The organism is Morganella morganii H1r, from assembly GCF_000633515.1.
Lineage (GTDB): Bacteria > Pseudomonadota > Gammaproteobacteria > Enterobacterales > Enterobacteriaceae > Morganella > Morganella morganii_B.
Window position 1 is genome coordinate 53933 of sequence record NZ_AYMP01000014.1, and the last position, 26890, is coordinate 80822.

Annotated in this window: 24 protein-coding genes; 14 read left to right on the forward strand and 10 right to left on the reverse strand. The window is 50.7% G+C overall.

All coding sequences use genetic code 11. The features are described 5' to 3' along the window. Window positions 1–91: 91 nt before the first annotated feature. Window positions 92–1411 (forward strand): 30S ribosomal protein S12 methylthiotransferase RimO, encoded by a 1320-nt coding sequence (gene rimO / locus U868_RS0107260; RefSeq protein WP_025152713.1) that lies wholly within the window; start codon window positions 92–94, stop codon window positions 1409–1411. Further along, window positions 1408–2394, forward strand: coding sequence for a sugar-binding transcriptional regulator (locus U868_RS0107265; protein WP_025152714.1), 987 nt, complete (start codon window positions 1408–1410; stop codon window positions 2392–2394). The genes rimO and U868_RS0107265 overlap by 4 nt, the downstream gene beginning before the upstream one ends. A gap of 54 nt (window positions 2395–2448) precedes the next feature. Here the strand turns inward: U868_RS0107265 and U868_RS0107270 are convergent, their stop codons facing one another. The 4 genes from U868_RS0107270 to mtnK form a co-directional block, all read right to left on the reverse strand. Then, window positions 2449–2805 (reverse strand): hypothetical protein, encoded by a 357-nt coding sequence (locus U868_RS0107270; protein WP_025152715.1) that lies wholly within the window; start codon window positions 2803–2805, stop codon window positions 2449–2451. Window positions 2806–2930: 125 nt separating this feature from the next. Next, window positions 2931–3578, reverse strand: coding sequence for an L-fuculose-phosphate aldolase (locus U868_RS0107275; protein WP_025152716.1), 648 nt, complete (start codon window positions 3576–3578; stop codon window positions 2931–2933). A gap of 2 nt (window positions 3579–3580) precedes the next feature. Continuing rightward, window positions 3581–4690, reverse strand: a complete 1110-nt coding sequence (gene mtnA, locus U868_RS0107280; protein WP_025152717.1) for an S-methyl-5-thioribose-1-phosphate isomerase — start codon at window positions 4688–4690, stop codon at window positions 3581–3583. A gap of 26 nt (window positions 4691–4716) precedes the next feature. Next, a complete protein-coding gene (mtnK, locus tag U868_RS0107285; RefSeq protein WP_025152718.1) occupies window positions 4717–5982 on the reverse strand; it encodes an S-methyl-5-thioribose kinase in 1266 nt (421 codons plus the stop codon). A gap of 498 nt (window positions 5983–6480) precedes the next feature. Here mtnK and U868_RS0107290 point away from each other — a divergent pair, with 498 nt between their 5' ends. From U868_RS0107290 to tehB, 9 genes are all read left to right on the forward strand, one after another. After that, on the forward strand, window positions 6481–6699 hold the full coding sequence (locus U868_RS0107290) for a helix-turn-helix domain-containing protein (RefSeq protein WP_025152719.1): 219 nt from the start codon (window positions 6481–6483) through the stop codon (window positions 6697–6699). A gap of 116 nt (window positions 6700–6815) precedes the next feature. Continuing rightward, a complete protein-coding gene (locus U868_RS0107295) occupies window positions 6816–7664 on the forward strand; it encodes a glycosyltransferase family A protein (protein ID WP_025152720.1) in 849 nt (282 codons plus the stop codon). Between the two features lie 803 nt (window positions 7665–8467). After that, complete coding sequence (locus U868_RS0107310) at window positions 8468–9019, forward strand: cytochrome b (RefSeq protein ID WP_025152722.1); 552 nt, start codon at window positions 8468–8470, stop codon at window positions 9017–9019. A 39-nt stretch (window positions 9020–9058) separates the two neighbouring features. After that, window positions 9059–9634, forward strand: coding sequence for a YceI family protein (locus tag U868_RS0107315; RefSeq protein ID WP_025152723.1), 576 nt, complete (start codon window positions 9059–9061; stop codon window positions 9632–9634). Between the two features lie 105 nt (window positions 9635–9739). Next, entirely contained in the window at window positions 9740–10510 is a 771-nt protein-coding gene (locus U868_RS0107320) for a hypothetical protein (RefSeq protein WP_025152724.1), read from the forward strand. Window positions 10511–10977: 467 nt separating this feature from the next. Next, window positions 10978–12168 (forward strand): EmrA/EmrK family multidrug efflux transporter periplasmic adaptor subunit, encoded by a 1191-nt coding sequence (locus U868_RS0107325; RefSeq protein ID WP_025152725.1) that lies wholly within the window; start codon window positions 10978–10980, stop codon window positions 12166–12168. A 75-nt stretch (window positions 12169–12243) separates the two neighbouring features. Next, entirely contained in the window at window positions 12244–13704 is a 1461-nt protein-coding gene (locus tag U868_RS0107330) for a DHA2 family efflux MFS transporter permease subunit (protein WP_045137874.1), read from the forward strand. Between the two features lie 72 nt (window positions 13705–13776). After that, a complete protein-coding gene (locus tag U868_RS0107335) occupies window positions 13777–14856 on the forward strand; it encodes a linear amide C-N hydrolase (RefSeq protein WP_025152727.1) in 1080 nt (359 codons plus the stop codon). Window positions 14857–14925: 69 nt separating this feature from the next. Continuing rightward, entirely contained in the window at window positions 14926–15789 is an 864-nt protein-coding gene (gene tehB, locus U868_RS0107340) for an SAM-dependent methyltransferase TehB (protein WP_025152728.1), read from the forward strand. A gap of 6 nt (window positions 15790–15795) precedes the next feature. Here tehB and clcA read toward each other — a convergent pair whose 3' ends face one another. Continuing rightward, window positions 15796–17196 (reverse strand): H(+)/Cl(-) exchange transporter ClcA, encoded by a 1401-nt coding sequence (clcA, locus tag U868_RS0107345; RefSeq protein WP_025152729.1) that lies wholly within the window; start codon window positions 17194–17196, stop codon window positions 15796–15798. A 216-nt stretch (window positions 17197–17412) separates the two neighbouring features. Here clcA and U868_RS0107350 point away from each other — a divergent pair, with 216 nt between their 5' ends. Then, window positions 17413–18792, forward strand: a complete 1380-nt coding sequence (locus U868_RS0107350) for an alanine/glycine:cation symporter family protein (RefSeq protein WP_025152730.1) — start codon at window positions 17413–17415, stop codon at window positions 18790–18792. A 69-nt stretch (window positions 18793–18861) separates the two neighbouring features. Here the strand turns inward: U868_RS0107350 and U868_RS0107355 are convergent, their stop codons facing one another. The 5 genes from U868_RS0107355 to U868_RS0107375 all read right to left on the reverse strand — a co-directional run bounded on the left by U868_RS0107355 (window position 18862) and on the right by U868_RS0107375 (window position 23897). After that, the gene (locus tag U868_RS0107355; RefSeq protein ID WP_025152731.1) at window positions 18862–20019 is read right to left on the reverse strand and encodes an ABC transporter substrate-binding protein; all 1158 of its coding nucleotides are present in this window, start codon (window positions 20017–20019) and stop codon (window positions 18862–18864) included. 15 nt (window positions 20020–20034) lie between these two features. Then, window positions 20035–22176 carry a TonB-dependent receptor family protein gene (locus tag U868_RS0107360; protein WP_025152732.1) on the reverse strand — a complete coding sequence of 714 codons (2142 nt, stop codon included), beginning with the start codon at window positions 22174–22176 and terminating at the stop codon, window positions 20035–20037. Between the two features lie 235 nt (window positions 22177–22411). Next, on the reverse strand, window positions 22412–22822 hold the full coding sequence (locus tag U868_RS0107365) for a hypothetical protein (protein ID WP_025152733.1): 411 nt from the start codon (window positions 22820–22822) through the stop codon (window positions 22412–22414). 29 nt (window positions 22823–22851) lie between these two features. Beyond that, a complete protein-coding gene (locus U868_RS0107370) occupies window positions 22852–23286 on the reverse strand; it encodes a hypothetical protein (RefSeq protein WP_025152734.1) in 435 nt (144 codons plus the stop codon). Further along, on the reverse strand, window positions 23280–23897 hold the full coding sequence (locus U868_RS0107375) for a peptidoglycan recognition protein family protein (RefSeq protein ID WP_036411573.1): 618 nt from the start codon (window positions 23895–23897) through the stop codon (window positions 23280–23282). The genes U868_RS0107370 and U868_RS0107375 overlap by 7 nt, the downstream gene beginning before the upstream one ends. 247 nt (window positions 23898–24144) lie before the next feature. Here U868_RS0107375 and hcp point away from each other — a divergent pair, with 247 nt between their 5' ends. Both hcp and hcr read left to right on the forward strand, forming a co-directional pair. Beyond that, the gene (hcp, locus tag U868_RS0107380; RefSeq protein WP_025152736.1) at window positions 24145–25797 is read left to right on the forward strand and encodes a hydroxylamine reductase; all 1653 of its coding nucleotides are present in this window, start codon (window positions 24145–24147) and stop codon (window positions 25795–25797) included. A 65-nt stretch (window positions 25798–25862) separates the two neighbouring features. Beyond that, window positions 25863–26870 carry an NADH oxidoreductase gene (hcr, locus tag U868_RS0107385; RefSeq protein ID WP_025152737.1) on the forward strand — a complete coding sequence of 336 codons (1008 nt, stop codon included), beginning with the start codon at window positions 25863–25865 and terminating at the stop codon, window positions 26868–26870. Window positions 26871–26890 lie beyond the last annotated feature (20 nt).

Here is a 26890-nt window from a genome sequence, read left to right on the forward strand (position 1 = left end):
TTATCGTGCTGACCGGGCGTCATCTTGCATATGAATAAAGTTTTGGCATCCTGTATACTTCATGTTTCCTCAATTAAAGATTATATAATAAATGGCAAAGATTGGATTTTTATCATTAGGCTGCCCGAAAAACCTGGTGGATTCCGAGCGCATTCTGACTGAACTGCGTACGGATGGTTACCAGATCGTGCCGAGCTATAATGATGCTGATGTAGTGATCGTTAATACCTGCGGTTTTATTGACAGTGCTGTGCAGGAGTCTCTGGAAGCAATCGGCGAGGCACTGGCGGAAAACGGTAAAGTGATCGTGACCGGATGTCTGGGTGCAAAAGAAGACCAGATCCGTGAAGTTCACCCTAAAGTACTGGAAATCACCGGTCCGCACAGTTATGAACAGGTGCTGGCGAGTGTCCGTAAATATGTGCCGAAACCGGTGCATGATCCGTTCACCAGCCTGGTGCCGGATCAGGGCGTGAAACTGACACCGCGCCATTATGCGTATCTGAAAATTTCAGAAGGGTGTAATCACCGCTGCACATTCTGTATTATCCCGTCCATGCGCGGCGATCTGGACAGCCGTCCGGTCGGTGAGGTGCTGAGTGAAGCACAGCGTCTGGTTGAAGCCGGTGTGAAAGAGCTGCTGGTGATCTCCCAGGATACCTCTGCCTATGGCGCCGATATCAAACACCGCACCGGTTTCCGTGACGGTCTGCCGGTGAAAACCAGCATGATCGGCCTGTGTGAGCAGTTATCCCAGCTCGGCGTTTGGGTGCGTCTGCATTATGTGTATCCGTATCCGCATGTGGATGATGTGATCCCGCTGATGGCGGAAGGCAAAATTCTGCCGTATCTGGATATTCCGTTGCAGCACGCCAGCCCGCGTATTCTGAAACTGATGAAACGCCCGGGGGCTGTTGAGCGCACACTGGAGCGTATTAAACGCTGGCGTGAAATTTGTCCGGAGCTGACGCTGCGTTCCACCTTTATTGTCGGCTTCCCGGGGGAAACCGAAGAAGATTTTCAGATGCTGCTGGACTTCCTGAGCGAAGCCCGTCTGGATCGTGTCGGCTGCTTTAAATACAGCCCGGTGGAAGGGGCACATGCCAACGAATTACCGGATCAGGTGCCGGAAGAGATCAAAGAAGAGCGCTATCACCGCTTTATGCAGTTACAGCAGCAGATCTCCGCAGAGCGACTGGCCGGGAAAGTCGGGCGCACACTGCCGGTGATCATTGATGAAGTCGATGAAGAAGAGGGCGCCGTCGGCCGCAGTATGGCTGATGCACCGGAAATCGACGGCATGGTATATCTCAACGGTGAATTTGATGTGCAGCCGGGGGATATTGTCATGGTGAATATTGAACATGCCGATGAGTATGATCTCTGGGGCAGTGTGGTGCGCAACGCATGACAAACAGTGACAACCGCCTGACCGGACGTCTGATGTTCGGCAATGATCCGGTTCTGCAGGCCGCATGGCTCTATTATCAGTCCGGCCTCAGTCAGACGGAAGTGGCTGATGTGATGGGCATTTCCCGCGTCACCGTGGTGAAATACCTGCAAACGGCCCGGGAAAACGGAGTGGTGCATATCAGTCTGGATATGGCGCGTTACAGCCGCATTGATATGGCGTTGTCACTGAAACAGAAGTTTAATCTGACCAATGTGCTGGTGGTGCCGGACAGCCCGGTTGCGGAGGCGGCAGCGGATTCCGCCCGCCGCCGGGAAAATATGGCACAGGCGGCCGGGGTATATCTCAGTCAGGTGACTGAGGACGGGGATGTGCTCGGCGTCGCCTGGGGGCGGACAATTCACCATATGGCGAAGTGTCTGACACCGAAAGTCATCCGCAATATGACGGTGTTACAGATGCTCGGTTCCGTGCCGTCGCAGCCGGACTTCACCACCGTGGAATCTTCCTCGCTGATCGCCGGAAAGTTCGGCGGTGAGTGTGCGTATCTGCATGTGCCCGCGATTGTCAGTTCTGCGGAGCTGGCAGATGCACTGCGCCGTGAGCCTATCATTCAGGCAAACTTTGCTCAGCTGGATCGCTGTACCAAAGCGCTGTTCGTGGCCGGTAATGTCACAGAGGAGAACCCGCTGATCCGCGCCGGCGTGATCACGGCGGAGGAAATGACCGATTTCCGCCGCAAAGGCGCGGTCGGGGTTATCTGCGGGCGTTTTTATGATCAGACGGGTGAGCCGCTGGATACACATACGGATGCCCGCATCCTCGGTATCCGGTTGCCGCAGTTGCGGAATATCGCACGGCGGATCTTTATCGCTACCGGTGAACACAATATCGCCGCCACCCGCGGGGCACTGCGCGGGGGATATGTTTCTGATCTGATTGTTGATCCGCTGATTGCGGCACACCTGTTGTCAGATAAATAAGTGCAAAAACCGCCGGAAGGCGGTTTTTCTACATAAGAGTATCATTATTGCCGGTTACTGCTTTTCCGCTGCCGCTTTTTCTTCCGGTGTGCGGGTATCTCCCTTACCGTTATTCAGCAGCTGAATAGCGCAGTCCATATATTTATCCGCACCGGCCTGAATTATCTCGTGGTTAAATGCAACAGCCGGTGCGCTGTCCTGCAATGCGGTCACATTGATATCACCGTTAAACTGCTTATTTAAATCCACCTCACCTTCAATCTTTACATAGTAAGCGATGCCATCCGGCAGATAGCGCCCGCACTCTTCAATGCTTTTTTCGCTGAATGGCGGGGATTTTTGGGGAGCGGCACATCCTGACAGGAGCAGAAGGGCAGAAGCAAACGCAGCATAACAAATGACTTTTTTCATAAAAACCTTAAATTACAAATACATTAAGATTTTAATTATATTGCAAATGATTATCATTTAAAATAATTAATTACACAGGGTAACCAAAAACGACGCATGGCGCCGTTTTTTGCCGCCGGTAATCACTATTTTCCGGTTTTCAGTCCGTAGGTTTTGAATTTCCCCAGCACCCGCTGCATCTCCTCCGTACTCAGTACCGGTACATCCGGCGTGATGGCGCGGACTTTCAGATACAGCGCGGAGAGTACTTCTATCTCATGCGCCAGCCACAGGGCTTTTTCGAGGTTGACTTCCATCGCCAGCATGCCGTGATGCTGCATAATCAGTGCCTTGCTGGTTTTAATCCCTTCAGCAACAATACCGGCCAGTTCATGTGTGCCGAAGGTGGCATACGGTACACAGGGAACATGGTCGGTTCCGGTTACAGCGACCATATAGTGGATCGCCGGAATGGATTCATTGAGAATGGATACCGCCGCCGTATTCAGGGCGTGATTGTGTATTACCGCGTTCAGCTCAGGACGTGCCTGATAGCAGCTCAGATGAAAGTGCCACTCACTCGACGGGATCTTATCCGCCTCTGCCTGCCCGGTGTTATCCATGCAGACAATGCTGTCAGGGGTGAGTTTTTCATAGGGCACGCCGCTCGGGGTGATCAGCATGCCGTCCTGCCAGCGGGCGCTGACATTACCGGAAGTGCCCTGATTGAGCCCGCTTGCATTCATTTTCAGGCAGGTATCGATAATCTGCTGTGCCAGTTCAGTACGGGTCATGATCACACCTCATACTCAGACGGCCACATCTCCGGGAACATCGCTTTCAGTCCGGCCGGAGAGGCATCACAAATACCGCGTTCGGTGATAAGCCCGGTAACGTACTCCGCCGGAGTGACATCAAAGGCATAGTTGCCGCAACGGGTACCCGCCGGTGCAGTATTCACCCAACTGCGGGTGCCTTCCGGTGTGATGCCGAAAACGTGCGACTGTTCTTCACCGGCACGCTGTTCAATCGGGATCTCTTTTACGCCGTCCCATACGGTGAAATCGAGGGTCGGTGACGGCAGTGCCACATAGAACGGCACATTGTTCGCTTTGGCAGCCAGCGCTTTCAGGTAAGTGCCGATTTTATTGCAGACATCCCCGCGCGCGGTGGTGCGGTCAGTGCCGGTAATACACATATCCACTTCGCCGTGCTGCATCAGGTGTCCCCCGGCGTTATCGGCAATCAGGGTATGCGGTACGCCGTGCGAGCCCAGTTCAAAGGCGGTCAGTCCGCCCTGGTTGCGCGGACGGGTTTCATCCACCCAGACGTGAATGTTAATACCTTCATCATAAGCCTGATAAACCGGTGACAGCGCTGTGCCCCAGTCAACGGTAGCCAGCCAGCCTGCATTACAATGGGTCAGGATATTCACCGGCTCTCCCGGTTTCTTGCGGGCGGCGATGTCGCGGATAACCGTCAGACCGTGTTCGCCGATGCGGTGACAGATTTCCGCATCTTCATCCGCGATTCCGGCGGCAATACGGTAAGCGGCGTCACGGCGCTCAGCTGCAGGGAGTGGTGTCAGGGCACCACAGATTCTGTCCAGCGCCCATTTCAGGTTGATCGCGGTCGGACGGGTGGCAACCAGCACGTCATACGCTTTTTTCAGCGCAGCGTCACTGCTGTCGCGGTGCATGGCCAGCGCCACACCGTAAGCGGCCACGGCACCAATCAGCGGTGCACCGCGTACCCACATATCTTTGATGGCGGTTGCCGCTTCCTCCATTGTTGTCAGTGTGATGATACTGACTTCAAACGGCAGTTTTGTCTGATCAAAAATACAGATATGGGTACCATTGTCTGCGGGCCAGACGGAACGGTAATGTTTTCCGTTAATTTTCATTATATAACCTCGTGTGCAGGTGACGCTTAACAATAAGGAAGAAAGGCTTCGACATCGGCAAAGCTGCGATAGTGACGGGCATTGACAATCAGCTCCCGCGCCAGTTTCAGTGCTTTACGTTCAAGTGCCGCGCGTTTGTCCGCATCAGCAATGGTTTTGAAATCAGCAACACCGGCAAACCCGAGCAGGCGGCGGTTGATCTCCAGCCCGGCATTGACCAGCGTGTCCTGAAACAGCTCTGCGAAAAAACTGTCCTGTGCGGTTTTCAGGAATTTGTCATCAAACATGCCGTCCTGATACAGCTCGCGCGGCCAGGCATCGCCCTGTGATTTTTCTGTCCACAGGCGGCGGAATTCAGTCTCAAAGATGTTCCATGTCTGGCTTATCTGCGACAGCAGCCATTGCTGATAGCGGGCGGTTTCTTCCTCTGTCTCCCGGTGTCCGGGCTGGGAAAACCAGGCCATATATAAGTTACCGGCATAGTTGCCGGTATCAAACGCCATCGGCCCCATAAAACTGAATTCAGGATCAATGACCTGAACAGAGTCAGTGCCGATCATGACGGAGCCGGTGTGCAAATCCCCGTGCAGCAGCGCCTGAGCCTGTGTCATAAATTTGTATTTATAGCGCATGGCGGCCTGCACCATGTCTCTGTCCAGCATCACGGCTTTTGCATCACGATCGAGCTGTGGTGCGGTGTGATTGTTACGCGGGGCCGGGAAGTAAGGTTCGGTAAAAATCAGATCTTCGGTGATTTTGCATAATTCATGGTTGGCAGAAAACTGCGCGGTCAGGGCTTTTTTCTTCTGCGCCGCCATACCGATATCTGACGTATTAAAGAGTGTCCGCGCCATAAACAGGCCGGTTTTTTCCGCCAGCTGAGGGACATACTCTCCGGCAATCAGTGCGTTGCGCAGAATGATATGGCCAGCGAGATATTCCATGGCAAACAGTGCCATGCTTTCATCATAGAAATAGACAGCCGGTACACTGTCCGGCGCGAAACGTTTTTCCTGTAACAGCGCATGGTATTCGAAATAATTACGCTGCAAAGAGAGTTTCCAGGATTCACCGGCAGCACGGACATACGGCAGAGATTGCTTGACCACCAGGATCCGCTCACTGCCTCTGACAATAAACACCAGGTTGAGATTACCGTCACCGACTTCCTCGATCAGCCAGGATTCCGGCGTACCGCCGGGTAAAATGTCACCCGGTAAATGTGAAGACAGGTAAGCGGGCAGGGTGCCACAGGTTTGCGGGGTATATCCGGCCGGGGGGTGCTGCATCATAAGATAACCTCAGAAACGGAGATAAATGGATACATATGTAAATTATAACTATACATATGTATCTTTTCTGTGATTCAACCAACACATAACCGGAAATAGCCTGTTTTAAGTAGATGATAAGGAATAAATGTAAATATTTCTTACGTATTCACACGCAATTATTTTTATGAAATACCGGGGTATATTATTAGCAATGTGTCATTTTTCTATTTTATTCAGAAGAATAATTAATCTTATTAAGACCATTTTTTTATATTAAGTGTGATCGGGTAGGTATTGTTACACTAAATAGGAGTATTGATATTGCAAACAATATCCCTATAAGGTTAAATTTCGTTCACTAAGACGTAAGATGCCGGTTATTCATAACTTTTTATTTTAATTTTTTGTTTTTCATGTAGTTATGAATTCATTGATCCGCAGATTACCTGCGGTGGCAGACGCTTAAAAACGGAATTTTTTGTTACCACGTTGTCAATATAAGTGAAGGAGAATCTTATGGAGACGGAATCTATATATTCCTGTGTCGGAACACGTATTAAAGAAAAGCGGAAATATTTAGGATTAAGCGTTGTCCGGTTAGCGGAAGACATGGGAATAACGCAGCAGCAATTTAACCGTTATGAACGGGGAACAAGCCGGATTAGTATACATTATCTGATGTATCTGGCGGAAATGTTCCATGTTCCGGTGGATTATTTTTTCGATTCGGAATAGTTTATGCCCGCCGGGTAGTGACACCGTATCACCTGTATGTGAGAATAGCCGGCAATTAACTCCGCACTGGTTGCTAATTGCCGGCCGGTCATTTGTGGTACAAGGTCACCGTTATAATGTCACGCGAATTCTTTCGAAAAGTTGCCGATAAGCAACATATAAAACTTACATACATCACCCATTTCTATTGTAATCAGCAGGATATTTCAGAAGTCATCAGTCTGCTCCGGGAATATGAAAAAATGCCGGCATCGGTGCTGGACTATGTCCAGTTTGTGATTGTTGATGACTGCTCCCCGCTTGAATATGACATTCCTGAATTTGATTTGAACCTGACATGGCTGCGGATCACAACGGATATTCCGTGGAATCAGGGCGGCTCCCGCAATCTGGGCGTGACCTATGCGGCATCGGATAAAATTCTGATGACTGACCTGGATCATGTTCTGCCGGTGTCGACATTTACTTACCTGATTAATGCCGCGAATCCTGGCCGGACATTCTATAAACTCTACCGCCGGGATGAGCAGGGGAATATCTGCAAAGGACACTCGAATCTGTTCTTTATGTCCCGTGCCCGTTTTTTCCGTTTTTACGGTTATGATGAAGAATTTTGCGGTCATTATGGCGCAGAAGATTACCGTTTTGTGAAACTGCAGAAATACCACGGTTCCCGTCAGCGCTATCTGCCGAAATCCGTGTATGCCAGGGAGCGGATTGTGGATCGCGATAAGTCCTATCACACACTGGACAGAAGTCTGGAATACAACACGCCGGTTGATAAACGCAAGCATGAGGAAGTCTGCACGTATGGTGCGGAATCCGGTCATTCCCGGTTATTCCTGGATTTTGAGTGGAAAATTCTGCGGTCGGTCTGCCGTACATCACCGGTAGTCCGGGAAAAAAATCCGGGCTGGAAAGCCTGCTGGTGGCTGCGCTGGTTATTTGCGCCGCTGGCAAAATAAAGCAGCATAAAAAAAGCGCCCATCGGGCGCTTCTTTGTATCTGTCTGATTTATCAGAATGCTTTGCTGTTTTTAGCAATAATGGCAGCAGCACGGGTCAGATAAGAAAAGAAAGTTTTGATGCTTTTCATAATAAACTCCTGCTTTTGAGTAAGTGATTAAGCCTGTTTGGCTTTGATAGCGGTACTATACCATTTTTGTGACGAATGTCAAACTTTGCATAAACTTTATTTTAATTGATTAAAATTATTTTTAATTACGGCCGGACTCACGATAACGGATGACAGACAGATATAAAAAAAGCGCCCATCGGGCGCTTTTTTTATATCTGTCTGATTTTAATCAGAATGCTTTGCTGTATTTTGCAATGATAGCAGCAGCACGGGTCAGATTGGAAAAGAAAGTTTTGATGCTTTTCATGATGAACTCCTGCTTTTGAATTAGGTTGGTAAGCTGTTTTGCTTTGATGAATGTATCATAGCATTTATGTGATGTTCGTCAACTTTTTTATCAAAAATATTTTTAAATATTAAAATTATTTTTTGATGATATCCGCCGGATCCCGGTTTTCTCTGTACTTTGGTTATAACCCAGTCCAATTCGGTCTTACAAAATTCCGGCATATGGGATTTTTCCGGTTTAATATTTCAGATTCATGTGTAAATGACAGCTAAATTAATCAGTTATTGATTTAATTTGATTGACTTAAGCAAAATATTTGTCCGATATTGCCGGAAAATTCACGTAAAGTATCCCGCTGTTACTGAAATGTTATCCGTATGGAACAGCAAAGGGTATTTATCAATGCAATGGAAAAATAGCGCACAACGGTACGGGCACCTCTCCGTTCTGCTTCACTGGGGTGTGGCGGTTACCGTTTACGGGATGTTTGCGCTGGGGCTGTGGATGGTTTCGCTGGGATACTATGATGTCTGGTATCACCGTGCTCCGGAGATCCACAAAAGTATCGGGATCCTGCTGTTTATTGTGCTGGCTGTCCGCATGATCTGGCGCTGGATTTCCCCGCCGCCCCCGGCATTAACCACTTACAGCCGGTTTACCCGCATCAGTGCCGCACTGGCGCACTGGCTGCTGTACGGAATGTTGTTTGCCATTCTGATCACCGGCTATTTTATCTCGACGGCAAATGGTCAGGCGGTATCGGTTTTCGGCTGGTTTGATGTACCGGCCACACTGACAGACGGCGCAGGACAGGCAGATACCGCCGGTACGGTTCATCTGTATCTTGCCTGGGCGGTTGTTGTGTTATCGGTGCTGCACGCGCTGGCGGCACTTAAACATCATTTTGTTGATAAAGACGCCACATTAAAACGTATGCTGGGCATGAAACCCTGAACGGGCTGCCCGTAATTTTATTATGACGGAGTGAATATGATGCTGAAGAAAGCACTGGTTGGTTTAAGCGCAGGTATGATGCTGCTGGGTTCCGGTGCGGCAATGGCCGATACCTATAAAATTGACAAAGAAGGACAGCACGCCTTTGTGCAGTTCCGTATTCAGCACCTGGGTTACAGCTGGCTGTACGGGACATTTAAAGATTTCGGCGGTACATTTACCTTTGATAAAGCCGACCCGGCAAAGGATAGCGTGGATGTGACCATTAAAACCGGCAGCCTGGATACCAACCACGCTGAGCGTGATAAACATCTGCGCGGCAGTGAATTCCTGAATACCGAAAAAAATCCGGAAGCAAAATTCGTTTCCACGAAAGTAGAGAAAAAAGGCGATGACTTTATTATCACCGGGGATCTGACCCTGAACGGCGTGACCAATCCGGTGACACTGGATGCAAAACTGACCGGTGAAGGTCAGGATCCGTGGGGTGGTTACCGCGCCGGTTTTGAAGCCACCGGAAAAGTATCACTGAAAAGCTTTAATATCAAAGCGGATCTGGGGCCGAAATCTCAGGATGCGGAACTGATTATTTCCGTTGAAGGCGTAAAAATCTGATTATTTTTTGCAATCTGAATAATTATCGGGGCCCGCAATAGCGGGCCTTATTAATTTGTGTCACTATCACTTTCAGAGAAAACTCAGGGTATCAGAGGAAAGTGTGTGAATAAAAAACTCAGCATATTATTGGTTATTATTATTGCCGTGGTCTTTGCCGGTGCCGGTTATTATATGGGTACCCGGGATAGCGGTTTTTCTGTCACTGCCGTCAGTCAGGACAGAATGACAACGCCAAAATCACTTGAAGCGGAGATGATGTCGGAATCCATGCAGTTTATTGAAGTGGTAGGCAAAATTTCCCCGGAAAAATATAAAGATCTGAAAAGTCAGATCGGGAATTACAGCACCATGACCCGTGAACAGAAAGTGGCATGGATGAATGATATTACCGGGATGACAGCGGTGTTATTAATTGACCGGATCCCGTATGCCTCTGATGATGCACTGAATGCTTTTGCTGCAGCGGTAAAAGATCAGGCGGAAGGTTATCTGGTGAAAGATCCGTCAGGACAGCAGTGCTTTAATAACTTTTTTCCGGCACTGAATAAATTCCCGCAGAATAAAGCGGGGGGAACCTATAATGAAGCGGATATCCGCATGCTGAAAACGGTGAATCTGATTCTGACATCATCACTGGAAAACCGGAATACCGGTCATGTCCCTGCACAGGAGGCATACAGGGTACTGGAGAATGTTTACCGGAAGGTGTCAGCGAAATACGGTGATAAGGTGACATTGCTGAGTGACCTGAATAAAGGCGCGGAAGACCCGGTCATCACCTGCCGGATTGTCGGGGATTTCTATGAGTATTTCACGCAGGAACCCGATAAAGCCGCTGCTGCAGAGGCACTGCGGATGATTTTGTCTCAGTAATATTATGCGGCGGACAGAAGCGAAAATGTGCAAATCGTGCGATTTTTTGTGTCCGGATGAAAAACCAACACATTTCAGTAAAACACGATACTTGATTTAATAATCCGGAAATGTAAACAGAAAATACTCTTATACCCGAAAATGAACCTGACAGGCGAATAATCAGGTTTTTTTTCGCGTATTATTCTTTTATGTATTTGGTATCTGTTGCTGAGAGGGTGGCATTCAGTTTCAAAACAGACAGCGGATATTACTTTGATATCCGCACATTCCGTTATATTCATTTGCTGAGCATCATAAACTGACAAGTAAGTTACATATTTTATGGAGTTCAGCCAATGTTTTGTTTCCGTTTATATGACTTTCAGTTTTCCCCTGTAATATTTCACTTACCGTTACTTTTATAGTGATTCGGGCTATTCTGTGCGCAATATTTTTCGGATTAACTTCATTACCGGGGTATTTTGATGGACAACACATCAGCGCAGTCTTCTGCTGCCCAGCCTGCTGACAAAAAAACATCGTCATCCAGTTCTGCCAAACGCAAAATCTGGCTTGCGGGAACGTCACTACTCTTTATTGTGCTGCTGGCCGGCTATCTTATTTACTGGTTTATGGTACTGCGTTATCAGGAATATACCGATGACGCTTACGTAGTGGGCCTGCAGGTCCCGATCGTCGCACAAACCACCGGTAATGTGACACAGGTGAATTTTGAGAATACCGATCTGGTGCATGCCGGTGATGTGCTGGTGGTGCTGGATAAAACCAATGCCGAACTGGCTTACGCGCAGGCACGTCATGATCTGGCGGCCACGGTTCGCCAGACTCAGGAGCTCTATTTTAACCGCGACCAGCTCGGTGCGGTTATCGCTCAGAAACAAGTGATGCTGAATCAGGCGCAGAATGATTATGCCCGCCGAAGTGTGTTAGGACAGCGGGGGACTATCTCCAAAGAAGATTTACAGCACTCACGCGAAGCGGTTGAAGAGGCGCAGGCATCCCTGAATGCCTCTGTGCAGCAGCTGAATGCCACCAAAGCATTACTGAAAAATACTGCGCTGGCGGATCAGCCTGCGGTATTACAGGCGGCGGATAAAGTCCGCGATGCCTGGATTAGCTTACAGCGCACTGAAATCCGCAGTCCGTATACCGGCTATGTTTCCCGCCGTAATGTGCAGGTCGGGGCTCAGGTCAGCCCGAGTGCCTCGCTGATGGCAATTGTGCCGGTTGAGCCGGTCTGGATTGATGCTAACTTTAAGGAAACGCAGCTCAGCAGTGTGCGGATCGGGCAGCCGGTCACCATTACCAGTGATTTTTACGGCGACAAAGTCATCTTTAACGGCACTGTCGCCGGGCTGGATATGGGTACCGGCAGTGCTTTCTCCCTGCTGCCTGCGCAAAACGCCACCGGTAACTGGATCAAAGTGGTGCAGCGTCTTCCGGTACGGGTAGAGCTTGATCCGCAGCAGGTTGCCAAATATCCGCTGCGTATCGGTCTGTCGATGAACGTGACCATTGAAACCAAAAATACCGACGGTCCGGTGCTGGCGAATGTGCAGCGCGATACCCCGGCCTTTAAGAGTGATGTGCTGATCCCGGATCTGGCTCCGGTCAATGCGGTGATTGCACATATCATTGCCGATAACGCCAGTTAATCCGCGCGGGGCTTTATTGTGGCTAATCAACCGTTAACAGGCATAAAACTGGTCTGGGCGACCATCGCACTGTCGATGGCCACCTTTATGCAGGTGCTGGATTCTACCATTGCCAACGTGGCGATCCCGACCATTTCCGGCGATCTCGGTGCCTCTGTCTCACAGGGCACCTGGGTTATTACCTCGTTCGGGGTATCCAACGCGATTTCCATTGCCATCACCGGCTTTCTGGCAAAACGTTTCGGGGAAGTGCGGGTGTTTATCTGGTCCACCGGGCTGTTTACCCTGACCTCACTGCTGTGCGGGTTGTCAGAAAGCCTGGAAATGCTGATTTTCTTCCGCGTGTTACAGGGCGGGGTGGCCGGGCCGATAATCCCGCTTTCACAAAGCCTGCTGCTGAAAAGTTATCCGCCTGCCAAACAGAATACCGCGCTGGCACTCTGGTCGATGACCATCATTCTGGCGCCGGTGTTCGGGCCGATTATGGGTGGCTATATCAGTGATAATTTCCACTGGGGCTGGATTTTCTTTATCAACGTCCCTATCGGTATTGCGGTGGTGATTGTCAGTCTGATGCTGCTGCGCGGTATGGAATCGAAGGTGACAAAGGTTCCGCTCAATGTGATTGGCTTGTCGCTGCTGGTGGTCGGGATCGGCTGCCTGCAAATTTTGCTGGATAAAGGGAAAGATCTCGGCTGGCTGGAATCGGATGAAATTGTCGCATTGGCGATTATTGCTGCTGTTGCGCTGGTCTTCCTGGTGATCTGGGAGCTGACAGATAAAAACCCGATTGTCGAGCTGTCGCTGTTTAAGTCGCGTAACTTTACCATCGGCACACTGTCGGTCAGTCTGGCGTATATGGTCTATTTCGGCGCGATTGTACTGCTGCCGCAGCTGCTGCAGGAAGTCTACGGCTATACTGCGGAATGGGCGGGGCTGGCGCTGGCACCTATCGGGCTGGTGCCGATACTGATTTCCGCGTTTGTCGGTAAAATCTCCAATGTGGTGGATTTGCGCTGGATTGTAACCTTTAGTTTCGTGGTGTATTCCGTCTGCTTCTACTGGCGCGCTTATACCTTTGAGCCGCAGATGGGGTTCTACGCCTCTGTCTGGCCGCAGCTGGTACAGGGTTTTGCGGTGGCCTGTTTCTTTATGCCGCTTACCACCATCACGCTTTCCGGTCTGCCGCCGGAGAAACTGGCTTCCGCCTCCGCACTGGCCAACTTCTTCCGGACACTGGCAGGCTCTATCGGGACATCGATCACCACCACGCTGTGGAGTCGTCGCGAATCGTTACATCATTCTCAGCTGACGGAATCCATTACCGCGTATAATCCGGAATCGGTACAGATGTATCAGGAGATGGCGCAGCACGGGTTATCAGAAGCGCAGACCTCTGCGTATCTGGCGAAGGAAATCACCGCGCAGGGCCTGATTATCAGTGCCAATGAGATTTTCTGGCTCTCCGGCGGGGTCTTTATCGGATTGATTGTCCTGATCTGGTTTGCCCGGCCGCCGTTTGCCACAAAATCCTGATAAGGACTACAGTAATAAGGAAGGGTAACCGGTAAATCGCCGGTTGCCGGACGTAATGAAAAGGGGTTTTTCATGACATTTAAGCGAATTATACTTGCCGGTGCGGTCGCGTCGGCCACATTACTGACTGCTCAGATTGCTTCTGCCTGCACCCGGCTGGTGTATCTCGGGGATGATGCTCAGGTGATCACCGCCCGGTCAATGGACTGGAAAAGTGATGTCGGTACCAATTTATGGATTTTCCCGCAGGGGATGGCGCGTGATGGTGCCGCCGGGCCGAATTCCGTGAAATGGGTGTCAAAATACGGCAGTGTGGTGGCTTCCGGCTATGATGTTGCCACGACTGACGGTATTAATGAAAAGGGATTGTCCGCAAACCTGCTGTGGCTGGTGGAATCCGTGTATCCGACACCGGAAAGCAACAAACCGACCCTGAGTATCTCGGCCTGGGCACAATATGTGCTGGATAACTACGCAACTGTTGAAGAAGCGGTTACCGCACTGGAAAAAGAGCCGTTTGCGGTCATAACCGATAAAGTACCCGGCGAAGAGCGCCTGGCGACACTGCACCTTTCATTATCTGATGCCTCCGGTGACAGCGCCATTATTGAATATATTGATGGTAAGCAGGTGATTCATCACAGCCGCAAATATCAGGTGATGACCAACTCTCCGGTATTCAGCGAGCAGCTGGCACTGGACAGCTACTGGCAGCAAATCAACGGCACTGTGATGCTGCCGGGCACCAACCGCTCTGCTGACCGTTTTGCGCGCGGGTCTTTCTATATTAATGCGATTCCGAAAGCGACCACGCCGAATAAAGCGGTGGCGTCGGTGTTCAGTGTGATCCGCAATGTATCTGTGCCGTTCGGGCTGAATACCGAAGAGGAGCCGAATATCTCCTCCACCCGCTGGCGCACGGTGGTCGATCACAAACGTCAGATTTATTTCTTTGAATCAGCGCTGACACCGAATGTCTTCTGGGTTGATCTGAAAAAAGTGGATTTCAGCAAAGAAAACGGCAAAGTGAAGAAACTGGATTTGGGGCCGGAACAGCAAAATATTTATTCCGGTGATGTGGCAGGTGATTTCACGGATGCCAAACCGTTTGTCTTTCAGGGGATAAACGAAGTTATCGCCCGTCAGAAATAAAAACCATTTACGCCTCACCGGAAAGGATATAAGATGTATTTAAAATGCATCTTTAAGGTGAGGCGTAAAATGGAAAATGTAGTCTGCTATAAAACCCTGCCGGTCTGGCAAAAAAACACTATCCCGATGGCCTTTATGGATCGCCATAATACGGCGGAAGGTACGTGGGCACAGCTGACTGTTCTGGCGGGTGAGATGGATTTTGTCGTTTTCGGTGACAACGGCGAAGAGACCCGCTACCATTTTGATACCGCACATCAGCCTCCGCGCCTTGATCCACAGGTGTGGCACAAAATTGAATCTGTCAGTGATGATATTTCCTGTCAGCTTGCCTTCTGGTGTCTGCCTGAAGATGAATTCTATAAAATCCACGGACTGACCCGTCCGCATTCTGAAGTCCGTGAACTGGTGACAATGACCAAACCGGGTAAAACACTCGATTTAGGCTCCGGACGCGGGCGCAACAGCTTTTTCCTGGCACAGCTCGGTTATGATGTGACGGCCGCAGATATTAATCCGCAGCATATTCAGGCGATTGAAGATGTGAAAGCCGCAGCCGGGATCAGCAATATCCGCACTCAGGTGTATGACATCAACCAGCATGCGTTACAGGATGATTACGACATCATTATCTCCACAGTCGTGCTGATGTTCCTGAAAAGAGAGAATATTGCCGCGATCATCGCTGATATGCAGGCGCATACCCGCCCGGACGGGTATAACCTGATTGTCTGCCCGGTGGAAACAGAGAATATGCCGTATGACGAACTGCCGTTTGACTGCTTCCTGAAACCGGGCGAGTTATCCGGCTATTATGCGGACTGGGACATTCTGAAATACAACGAAAACCCGGGACATCTGCACCGCACTGATGCGGCGGGCAACCGGATCAGGCTGAATTTCGCCACGCTGATTGCCCGCAAAAAAGCCTGATTAATATTACCCTCGCGGCGCGTCACCGGTTTTTTCCGGCGGCGTGCCGTTCTGCATCAGGATCCGCTCCAGCAGCACTGAATACAGCGGACGCCCGCCCAGATACTGCGCCAGCAGTGTTGCGCCCAGACACGTGATAATCATCGGCAGGATCAGCTGATAGTTATCTGTCATCTCCAGTACCAGCACAATACCGGTCAGCGGTGCGCGGACGGTGGCGGCAAAGAGTGCTCCCATCCCGGCAATGGCAAATGTCGCCGGTTCAATCTGATACTGCGGAAACAACAGCATGGCGGCATAGCCGAAGAAGCTGCCGAACAGTGTGCCGAGTGCGAGTGTCGGTGCGAAGATCCCGCCGGGTGCACCGGAACTGAAGCAGATAACTGTGGTGAGCACGCGGAACAGGAAGATCATCAGAATACCGGTCAGGGAATAGTGCAGCGCGGCAACATCAGGGATCACCGCAAACCCGCCGCCGGTCACCTGCGGCCAGTACAGCCCGGCAATGCCGCATAATCCGCCAATCAGCCCGCCGGTGGCAACAAAACGGGATGTTTTGTCCTGATAAAAGCGGCGGAACTGTGTCTGCATGGTGAGCAGAAAGCGGTTAAACATGACACCAATCACACCGAAAACCATTCCCAGCACCAGATAGAGCCAGAGGGTATTGAGCGGGGCGGCATGGTATTTGCCGATATCCAGAATTGGTGCACCGCTGTTAAAGGTCTGAAAAACAATGCTCGACATGATCACGCCGATAAAAACGGCTTTGATGGAAATCAGGCTGTAACGGAACTGCGGACGCATTTCCTCGATGATAAACAGGATCCCCGCGAGCGGCGCGTTAAATGCGGCGGTCAGACCGGCGGCGGCACCGGTGGCCAGCAATGCGTGGCGGGATTCTTTGTTTTCCACCCCGGCCAGCGCGCTGACCAGTCCGCTGATATTCGCCCCTAATTGTACGGTCGGGCCTTCACGTCCCAGCACCATACCGGAGCCGAGCGTGCCCAGCCCGCCGATAAATTTCACCGGCAGCACCCGCCACCAGCGTACCGGGCGGACATCCTGCAATGCCCCTTCAATTTCCGGGATCCCCGACCCGCCGGATTCCGGCGAAAAACGCCGCACCAGCCAGTAGCCTGACATGGCCAGCAGGGCGGAAACAATAAACATCAGCGGGATCAGAATACCTTTATTTTCTGTCAGTGCAGTCAGCGAGCTGACCCGGTATTCACCGACCCAATTGACCCCGCGTTCAAACAGTACACCGGTAAAACCGGCGAGTGCGCCGACGGCAGCCGCCAGCAGCAGGACAGTAACAGGGGCAAGGTTGCGTTCTTTAAGGCGTTTGAGCACACGATAACGGCGTTTAAGCGTGGCTGTCGTATGCGGTAAAGCATCAGACATGGCTGGACATGATCCATTTCAGATAAAAATTAGTCGCTATTTTAATTCAATTTGTGACAAGTGACACCCTTCACAGATTCAAAAATCCAACGCAAATCCGGACATTTTTTGTTCGCATTCCCGGCATTTTTCCGCTTTAGTAATAAATGATAAATAAATGTTACATATATGTACTGCGTAAAATAAAAAAGTAACAGGGCCGGTCAGGAGGCGTGAATGGATTTGATAACAGAGTGGCTGGGCGCGCTGAACGGCGTGGTGTGGGGAGTGCCGATGCTGGTGGGTATACTGGGTGTCGGGTTATATATGCAGATTCGGCTGGGTTTTTTACCGATACGTAAACTGGGAACCGGGTTCAGATTATTATTTCAGCGCAATGAATCCCGCGGGGAAGGGCAGATCTCCCCGTTTAATGCCCTGATGACCGCATTGTCCGCCACTATCGGTACCGGCAACATCGCCGGTGTGGCAACGGCGGTGGTGATGGGCGGGCCGGGCGCACTGTTCTGGATGTGGATGACGGCGCTGGTCGGTATGGCGACAAAATACTCAGAAGCTGTGCTGGCGGTTCGTTACCGTGAAGTGGATAAGTACGGGCAGTATGTCGGCGGCCCGATGTATTACATCAAAAACGGCCTCGGCCCGAAATGGGTCTGGCTGGGGACACTGTTTGCGGTATTTGGTGCCTGTGCCGGGTTCGGCATCGGGAACACCGTTCAGGCCAACTCGGTGGCAGATGTGCTGGAAAGTAATTTCGGCGTCAACAAATGGGTGACCAGCGTGGCGCTGGTGCTGCTGGTCGGTGCGGTACTGATTGGCGGGATCCGCCGTATCTCCGACGTGGCCGGTAAACTGGTGCCGTTTATGACTGTCGGCTACTTTGGCGCCGGTCTTGTGGTGCTGGCGCTGAATATCAGTGAAATTCCGGCGGCGTTCTCTCTCATTATTACTTCAGCTTTTACACCGGTGGCGGCGCAGGGCGGGTTTGCCGGGGCAACTGTCTGGGCGGCTATCCGTTTCGGGGTGGCGCGCGGCGTGTTCTCCAACGAAGCGGGTCTGGGCAGTGCGCCGATAGCGCATGCTGCCGCGAAAACCCAGAACCCGATCCGTCAGGGACTTATCGCTATGCTCGGCACCTTTATTGACACCATTATTGTCTGTTCGGTGACCGGGCTGACCATTGTCATTATGGGCGGCTGGCTGACAGCGGAAACCGGTGCCACACTGACCGCTTCCTCTTTTAAAGCGGCGATTCCGGGCGGAAACTATATTGTGGCGATTGCACTGACGATTTTTGCCTTCACCACAATCCTCGGCTGGAGTTTCTACGGTGAGAAGTGTGTCCAGTATCTGTTCGGCGTGAAGGCAATTAAGGTTTTCCGTGTGTTGTGGCTGATTGCGTTACCGATTGGTGCCACACAGTCGCTGGAGTTTGTCTGGTTGCTGGCGGATACCCTGAATGCCATGATGGCGATCCCGAACCTGATCGCACTGATCTTATTAAGCCCGGTGGTGTACCGTCTGACACGTGACCATATCCGGGATGTTAACGCAGACAGTATTGATATGGCGAATGAGTTATATCAGAAGAAATAGCGGCGGGACGTGCAGATAACGGGCAGAAAACTGCCCGTTATTTTTCAGATACGGAAACGGATGTGATGATCAGGGTTGCAGCCAGAACAGACCGCTGCCGTCCAGTGCAGTAAAAGTTTTATGCAGCATCAGGCTGTCTGCCTGCGGATCGAGCTCAGGAAACAGTGCCGGATGCAGCATTTTGGCGATAGCTTCCACTGCAATAATATTGAACGGGGTGTCATAGTATTGCTGATACAGTGCCAGTACCTGCTTTTGCTGATACGCGGTGAGATGCTGCAGTTTCGGCCGTGTCATCAGTTTTTCCAGTGCCGGTACTGCCCGCTCTGCAGAGCCGGTATAGCCGAGCGGTACTGAGGCACTGCCTTTGCGGGTATTTTCCCAGTCGGCAACGGTCATCAGATAAAACTGCGGGTCGGCAGCAATAATCTGTTCTTCATTCACTTCACCCCCCATGCCGTTTTTAAACCAGTCGGCCCCGAGGTTATGTCCTCCGGCTGTGGCAACAAACTCCCCGAAGTTACCGTTACCAAAGGTTTTGCAGCAGCTGTTTTCTCCGGCAAGACCCGCCGCCCGTTCGATAAAGACTGTCGGTTTTTTGTCTTCCGGAATGTTTGCAACCCGGGAACGGATAAGATCCAGTCGCTGGCGGTAAAAATCATTAAATGCCGCTGCCTGTTTTTCCTGCCCGAAGACCTGCCCCAAAAGTGCCATGCTCGGCATGGTGTTTTGCAGCGGGTACTGACGAAAATCGATAAATATCACCGGAATGCCACTTTTTTCCAGCAAATCCAGAGTGCCGCTTTCGGTCAGTTTACTTTGCAGTCCGGTATCAAAAATCACCAGATCCGGCTGATAAGTCAGCGCTTTTTCGACACTGAAATCCGATGTGTAGGGATTAGGAAATACCGGAATATCTTTCAGCTGCGGAAACGGCTTTTCATACGCAATGCGCAGATCCGGTGCTTTTTTGGTCAGTGCATCATCCCATGCCGCAATACCTTTCAGCGGTTCAGACGGATGCAGAATATTCAGCGCAACCAGTACCCGGCTGTCTGCCAGCATAATCCGGGAGACCGGGGCATTGACGGTGACTGTCCGCCCGGCAATATCCGTCACCGTGATCGGTGCCGCTGCTGTGCTGAACGGCAACAGTGCCGCGAGTGCGGCACAGAGTGTGATGATAAGCGCCGGAAAACGTCCGGCGGCGTGGAACATGTGCTTCATCATATAAAGTAACCTTTAAAACTTCACGGAAGCCTGCGCAAAGAAGGTGCGCGGCTGCCCGGCGTAAATGCCGTAGTTATTATCTGTCGAGCGGGTAAAACTGGCCTGGTCGAACAGGTTTTTTACCCCGGCGGCAAGTGTCAGATCGGACCATTGCGGGCCGAAGTGATACTCGGCACGGGCATCCCACATCATATAGCCCGGAATTATGCCGTAACGCCCGTCAGCACTGCCTTCGGTAATGTAATTTTTTCCGGTTCCCGGTGACTGCTGTTTTGACTGCGCATAGGTGTTGAGATTCCACACCCAGTTGCCGGTTTCATAGCGGGCACCGGCAGTAAAGAGCTGACGGGAGTAGAACGGCAGATCTTTATCCGCAAAATTACCGCGTTTACTGACTGCTTTGGTGTAGGTATAAGTGCTGTAGATACTGACACCGTCGAGCCATTTCGCTGCTTCACTCAGGTCATAATTCAGCGCCAGCTCCACCCCCTGATGGGTGGTCGCGCCGAGGTTTGTCCAGCCGGTTGAGTTTTCAATGTATTGCAGCTGATCATTGAAATCGATATAGAACAGCGTCATTTCCGCCGAGAGCAGCCCGTCATCAAATCGTGTACCGGCTTCATAGTTATGGGCTTTTTCCGCACTCAGGCCGTTTGCCGGATCATTACCCGCGCCGCCGGTATTAAGCTGGAAATATTGCAGGCTGCCGAATGAGCTGCCGGCGTTGGCAAACAGTTTCCACTGATCATCAATATGATAAATGACCGATAGTGCCGGTAACGGCTCGCTGTAACTTTTGCTGCGGAACTGGTTACGGAAACCGTCATCGAGATGAATTTTTATATTTTCATAACGCAGACCGGGAATAACCGTCCAGTTACCGACATTGATGGTGTCATCGATATAGATGGCATGGGCCTCTGTACCGCCGGAGGTGTGCTGATAGTAATTGTCTGTCTGAGGGCGTGAGCTTTGAGAACCGGTCGGATACCAGCCGGAGCGGTAGGCTTTTTCATCCGCCGTTTCATTCAGATAACGGTAACCCAGGGTGATTTCGTGGGACTGATTATCAAAACGGAACAGTTGTGAATAGCTTGGCTCAATGGCGTAAGCGGTGTAGTGACGCGGATAGGAAACAAGTCGGCTCTTGCCGGCATTCTCTTTTGTTCCTTCGCTTTCAATATAGCTGCCCCGGTAGCTTTTACTGAACCAGGTCAGTAATTCAAACTGTTTATCATCTTCCTGATGGCGGTATTTAAAGGACATATCCTGACGGTTGCCTTCAAAACGGTCAAGCGGGCGGACTGACTGGTAAGGATCGGCTTTGTATTGTGCTTCCGACAGGCCGCCCGGCATCCCGGATTGCGCATGATAATAGTGGAAGTTTGCCAGCAGTTCATCGGTATCGCTGAAGGCGTAACGGGTTTTCAGGATAATGTCATCAATATCGGTATTATCATTATTCTTACGGTAACCCTGACCGTGCAGGCCGGAGTAGAGCAGCAGCGCACCCGCAGAACCGTCTTCTTTTGATCCGCCGACAGAGGCATCGGTCAGGGTTTTCAGCCCGCCGGTGCGCGCGCCCTGTGTTTTGACGGACGCGGAACCGCTGAAGGTTTCCGGAATCGGTTTAGTGACAAAGTTAATCACGCCGCCGACGTTTTGCGGTCCGTAGCGGACGGAGGTGGCACCGCGCATGACGTCAATGCTGCTGATGGAGCCTAACGAGAGTGGTGACATGGATAACTGCGGCTGTCCGTAAGGGGCGGCGGCTAGCGGAATACCATCGAGCAGAATGGTGGAGCGCGGGGAAAGCCGTGCCGGAAGCCCGCGGATACCGACATTAAGTGAAACGTCACTGCCGCCGGTGCCGTTACTGTCCCGCACCTGAACGCCCGGGATACCGCGCAGAGCATCCGCGATGGTTTCCGCCCCGGACTCATCAATTTGTTTTTTGGTTTTGATGGTCCGTGCGCCGCCGTGGTTCAGCAGCGTATCGCTGTTATCAGTGTTATCCAGCCAGTTGCCGACAACGACGAGCGGGGTTTCAGTATCTGCGGTGGCGGCGATACTGCCGCTGCTGATAACAGCGAGTGCGAGTGCCAGCGGCGTGAGGCGGGCAGGGCGGCAGGATGCGTTACAGGAATCAGTCATCACTCAGGTTTCCGTGAGAATTTAGGAAGGCAAATGATAATTACAATCATTACCTGTACGCAATAATTTTTTAACAGAAAGTGACTAAAATGCTGATTTTTTAGCCCGGTATTTGGGGGTTAAATGGCTGTGGTGAAAGCCATTCTTGGTGTGAATGTGACCTTGCTGTTTTAGCGGGGAACGGGCGGTTTTGATGGATTGGTCCGCCCGTTATCCCGGGAGAGGGCAGAATATGTCAGCAATCGGGTTCATCACCGCATAAATAAGAGTCAACCCATTCATTCTTTTCGCGGAACAGGTAGATATAGTTACCATCAGGAAAGCGGATATCACCGGCACCGCTTGATGATATTCGCCATTCACCTGTCTGACCATTTTCAAGTTCAAGACTGCCGTATGAAATACAGGATGAATAATAATCATGATCCCATGACATGTCTGACGATGTTTGTGCTGACCGGAAGTAATTGATCAGTTGTTCTTTATTTGGTGTGAATTTTTTACAGGCATTAACTTCGCCCGCCGGGGGATTTTTTGTGACGGTAATTCCTGAATTTTCTATTTCTATATTTTTTACAGACATAGCATTCATAATAGCCGGCACAAAAAACAGGACAAATAACAGGATATCTCTTTTCTTTACCATAGTGCTGTATCCGCTTTAGTTTACCGCTATTAACATCCGGGATCAGGATTTGGCTCATCACCTAAACCATAAGTGCAGGCATTCGGGTCTTTCCACGCGTTATCTTTATAGAAAAAATAAACGGAACTGCCGTCATTCAGAATGACTGATGCAAGGCCACTTGACTGGAGTGTCCATTTACCGGATTGGCCATCCTTAAACTGAACGCTTCCGTATGAAATGCAGGCAGAGTAATAATCATGTAACCATCTGTTTTCTTTAGATTCTTCTGCGAACTTAAAGAATTTTATGAGTTGTTTTTTCTCCGGGATAAAACTTTTGCACGCTTCTTTTTCATATATATTATTTTCTCCGTCATAAATAGTACCGGATTCAATTATTTCAATATTTTTTACAGACCTGGCCTGAGTCATTACAGGTAATGCAAAAAATATAACGGTGATAATCGCTATTTTTTTTACCATGATGCTGTACTCGCTTCTGTTTTATTCTTTCGTCCCACATCAGGATGCCGGTATATTTCGTCAGAGGAAATGTCTAATGTTTCGATTAACTCAGCGATAAGCCACTTAAGAGATGCATTTTGTTTTGAGTTAACATTTTCATATTCATATGTTTTTTTTCCTTCCTGGCTATACGCGTTACCAACTATTTCAATCCCGATACTATCGATATTGCCGGGATAACGTTCAGGGAATACTCTTGATTTCTCTGTATCAGATATATCTTTAAATTTTTTCCCTATTTCTAAATCAGCCATCTTCTTTAACTCCGAAGGCTCACATTTCTTTGTAATCAGGCAGCGGGATCTCATTTGTCCCACATGCCACGTTGTTTTAAACAACGAAGCCGTCTGATAAATCACGCCTTCTTTATCAATTAAGAAGTGAGCGCCATTACTGCCTGCATGACTGTAACTGTTAAAGACATGTGTTTCAGCAGGCGTACCAGTCTGGTGAACAATAATACCGTTCACTTTATCCATCGGGTCGCGCTCGATTTTACTGAATCGTTTAATGGTAATGCGGTTTGATTTTACTAATCCGTTATCATCAATATATAACATTTTATCCATCCTCTGGTCAGTTTCCTTACCGGTTTATATCACGCCGCCGTATTCCAAACTATCGGACAATCCCTTAGTCAGCATGACATTTAACACATTGTAAATGTTAATCATTCGCGATAGTGATGTGTCGTGCCGGTTAATTTTTGCTTTAGATCAAGCAAAGGAATGATAGTCAGGAAAACCCCTTTTCACCGGTCTGAAATGGCGTATTCTTATGTTGCATATAAAATACAACTTATAAGGAAGCAAGAGCATGTACTGTGTGCAATGTGAACAAACGATGCGTACGCCGGTGGGTAATGGTTGTGCCTATGCCCAGGGCATGTGCGGTAAAACCGCAGAAACATCTGACTTACAGGATCTGCTGGTGGCAGTACTGGAAAGTCTTTCAGCGTGGGCGGTTGCTGCGCGTGAATCAGGTATCATCGATCACGACACAGACAGCTTTGCGCCGCGTGCGTTTTTCTCCACATTAACCAACGTTAACTTCGATTCTGAGCGCATCATCGGTTATGCGCAGGAAGCGATTGTGATGCGTGACAGCCTGATGAAACGCTGCCTGGCGAAAAATCCGGCATTGGTTGTGAATCACCCGTTAGCAAACCTGCAACTGAAGGGCACGGATATTGCGTCACTGGTGAAACAGGCCGATGAATTTGCCCTGAATAAAGATAAGCAGGCTATCGGTGATGATATTCACGGTCTGCGTATGCTCTGCCTGTACGGCCTGAAAGGGGCGGCGGCGTATATGGAGCACGCCCATGTGCTGGGCAAGTACAGTGATGAGATTTACGGCCAGTACCATGAAATCATGGCGTGGCTAGGTACTGATCCGTCTGATATGGGTGAGCTGCTCAGCCAGTCCATGGCGATTGGTATGATGAACTTTAAAATCATGGAAATGCTGGATGCCGGTGAAACCGAAGCTTACGGTCATCCGACGCCGTCTTCCGTGAACGTCCGTCCGGTAGCAGGTAAAGCGATTCTGATCTCCGGTCATGACCTCAAAGATCTGCATATGCTGCTGCAACAGACAGAAGGCACCGGTGTGAATGTTTACACCCACGGTGAAATGCTGCCTGCACACGGCTATCCGGAACTGAAAAAATACAAGCATCTGGTCGGTAACTACGGCAGCGGCTGGCAAAACCAGCAGACTGAGTTTGCCAAATTCCCGGGGCCGATTCTGATGACCTCCAACTGTATCCTGGATCCGAATCCGGGCAGTTATACCGACCGTATCTGGACCCGAAGTATCGTCGGCTGGCCGGGCGCAAAACACCTGACCGGTGATGATTTCAGCGATATTATCGCGCAGGCTCAGGCGATGGACGGCTTCCCGTACAGCGAAATCGAACACCTGATCACCGTTGGTTTCGGCCGTGAAACGCTGCTCAATGCCGCAGATACCGTGATTGACCTGGTGGCGACCGGCAAACTGCGTCATGTGTTCCTCGTCGGCGGTTGCGACGGCAGCCGTGGTGAGCGCAGCTATTACACCGATTTCGCCCGTCAGGTGCCTCAGGACTGCCTGATTATGACCCTGGCCTGCGGTAAATACCGTTTCAACAAACTGGATTTCGGGACTCTGGAAGGATTACCGCGCCTGCTGGATGTCGGTCAGTGCAACGATGCGTATTCCGCGATTATGCTGGCGGTGAAACTGGCTGAGAAACTGGGCTGCGGCGTGAATGATCTGCCGCTGACCCTGGTGCTCTCCTGGTTTGAACAGAAAGCGATTGTGATCCTGCTGACTCTGCTGGCGCTGGGTGTGAAGGATATCTTCACCGGCCCGACCGCACCGGCGTTCCTGACGGACAATCTGCTGAATGTACTGAATGAAAAATTCGGTATGCGTCCTATTACCACTGTTGAAAATGATTTACACGCTGTGTTAGGCGCGTAATTGCTGTAACTGTTAGCACCGGAGAGGGGGACACGCCTTCTCCGGCACGGAGTCAGGAGAGCCCGATGACAATGCCGACGTCTTTATGTCCGAACCGCATGCAGGTCCATTCTGTCAGGCAGGAAACCCCGGATGTGTGGACTATCAATCTGATTAACCACGATTTTTATCAGTATCACGCAGGGCAGTATGCGCTGGTGAGTATCCGCAACAGTGATGAGACACTGCGTGCTTATACCTTATCTTCCACACCGGGACTGAGCCCGTTCCTGAGCCTGACAGTGCGCCGTCTGGATGACGGACAGGGTTCCGGCTGGCTGACCGGCGAGGTGAAACCGGGTGATTACCTGTGGCTGTCTGATGCACAGGGCGAATTTACCTGTGATGCCCGTCCGGCGGAGCGCTATCTGATGCTGGCTGCCGGTTGCGGCGTGACCCCGGTGATGTCGATGACCCGATGGATCCTGCACCGTCAGCCGGAAAGCAGGGTGACGGTGATTTTCAACGTGCGTGATAAACAGCAGGTGATTTTTGCTCAGGAATGGCAGCAGTTGCTGACTGCATTCCCGGCCCGTCTGCGCCTGATCCTGATGGTGGAAAACAGTGATGAGACGGATGAATTATTATCCGGGCGCCTGTCAGAAGAAAAACTGAAGGCACTGATCCCGGATATCGCACAGCACACGGTGATGACCTGTGGTCCGGCGCCGTATATGAAGAATGTGCAGACATTCTGTCAGGCACTGAATGTGGATCCGGGCAGCTTCTTTATGGAGCGTTTCGGGCCGGAGCCGGAAGCAGAAGCCGGAGAGCAGATGGTCACCATGACGATTCAGTCCCCGCTGCGTCAGGTGAAAGTGCCTGTCGGTATGACGCTGCTGGCGGCGATGGAAGCCAACAGTGTGCCGGTGATGGCCGCCTGCCGTGCCGGTGTCTGCGGCAGCTGTAAAACCCGTGTCCGCAGCGGTGAATACACCACCACCAGTACCATGACGCTGACCCCCGAAGAGATTGAGCAGGGTTATGTTCTGGCGTGCAGCTGTCAGATTCAGGGCAATGTTGAATTAGCCTGATTGAGAATCATTCGGTATAA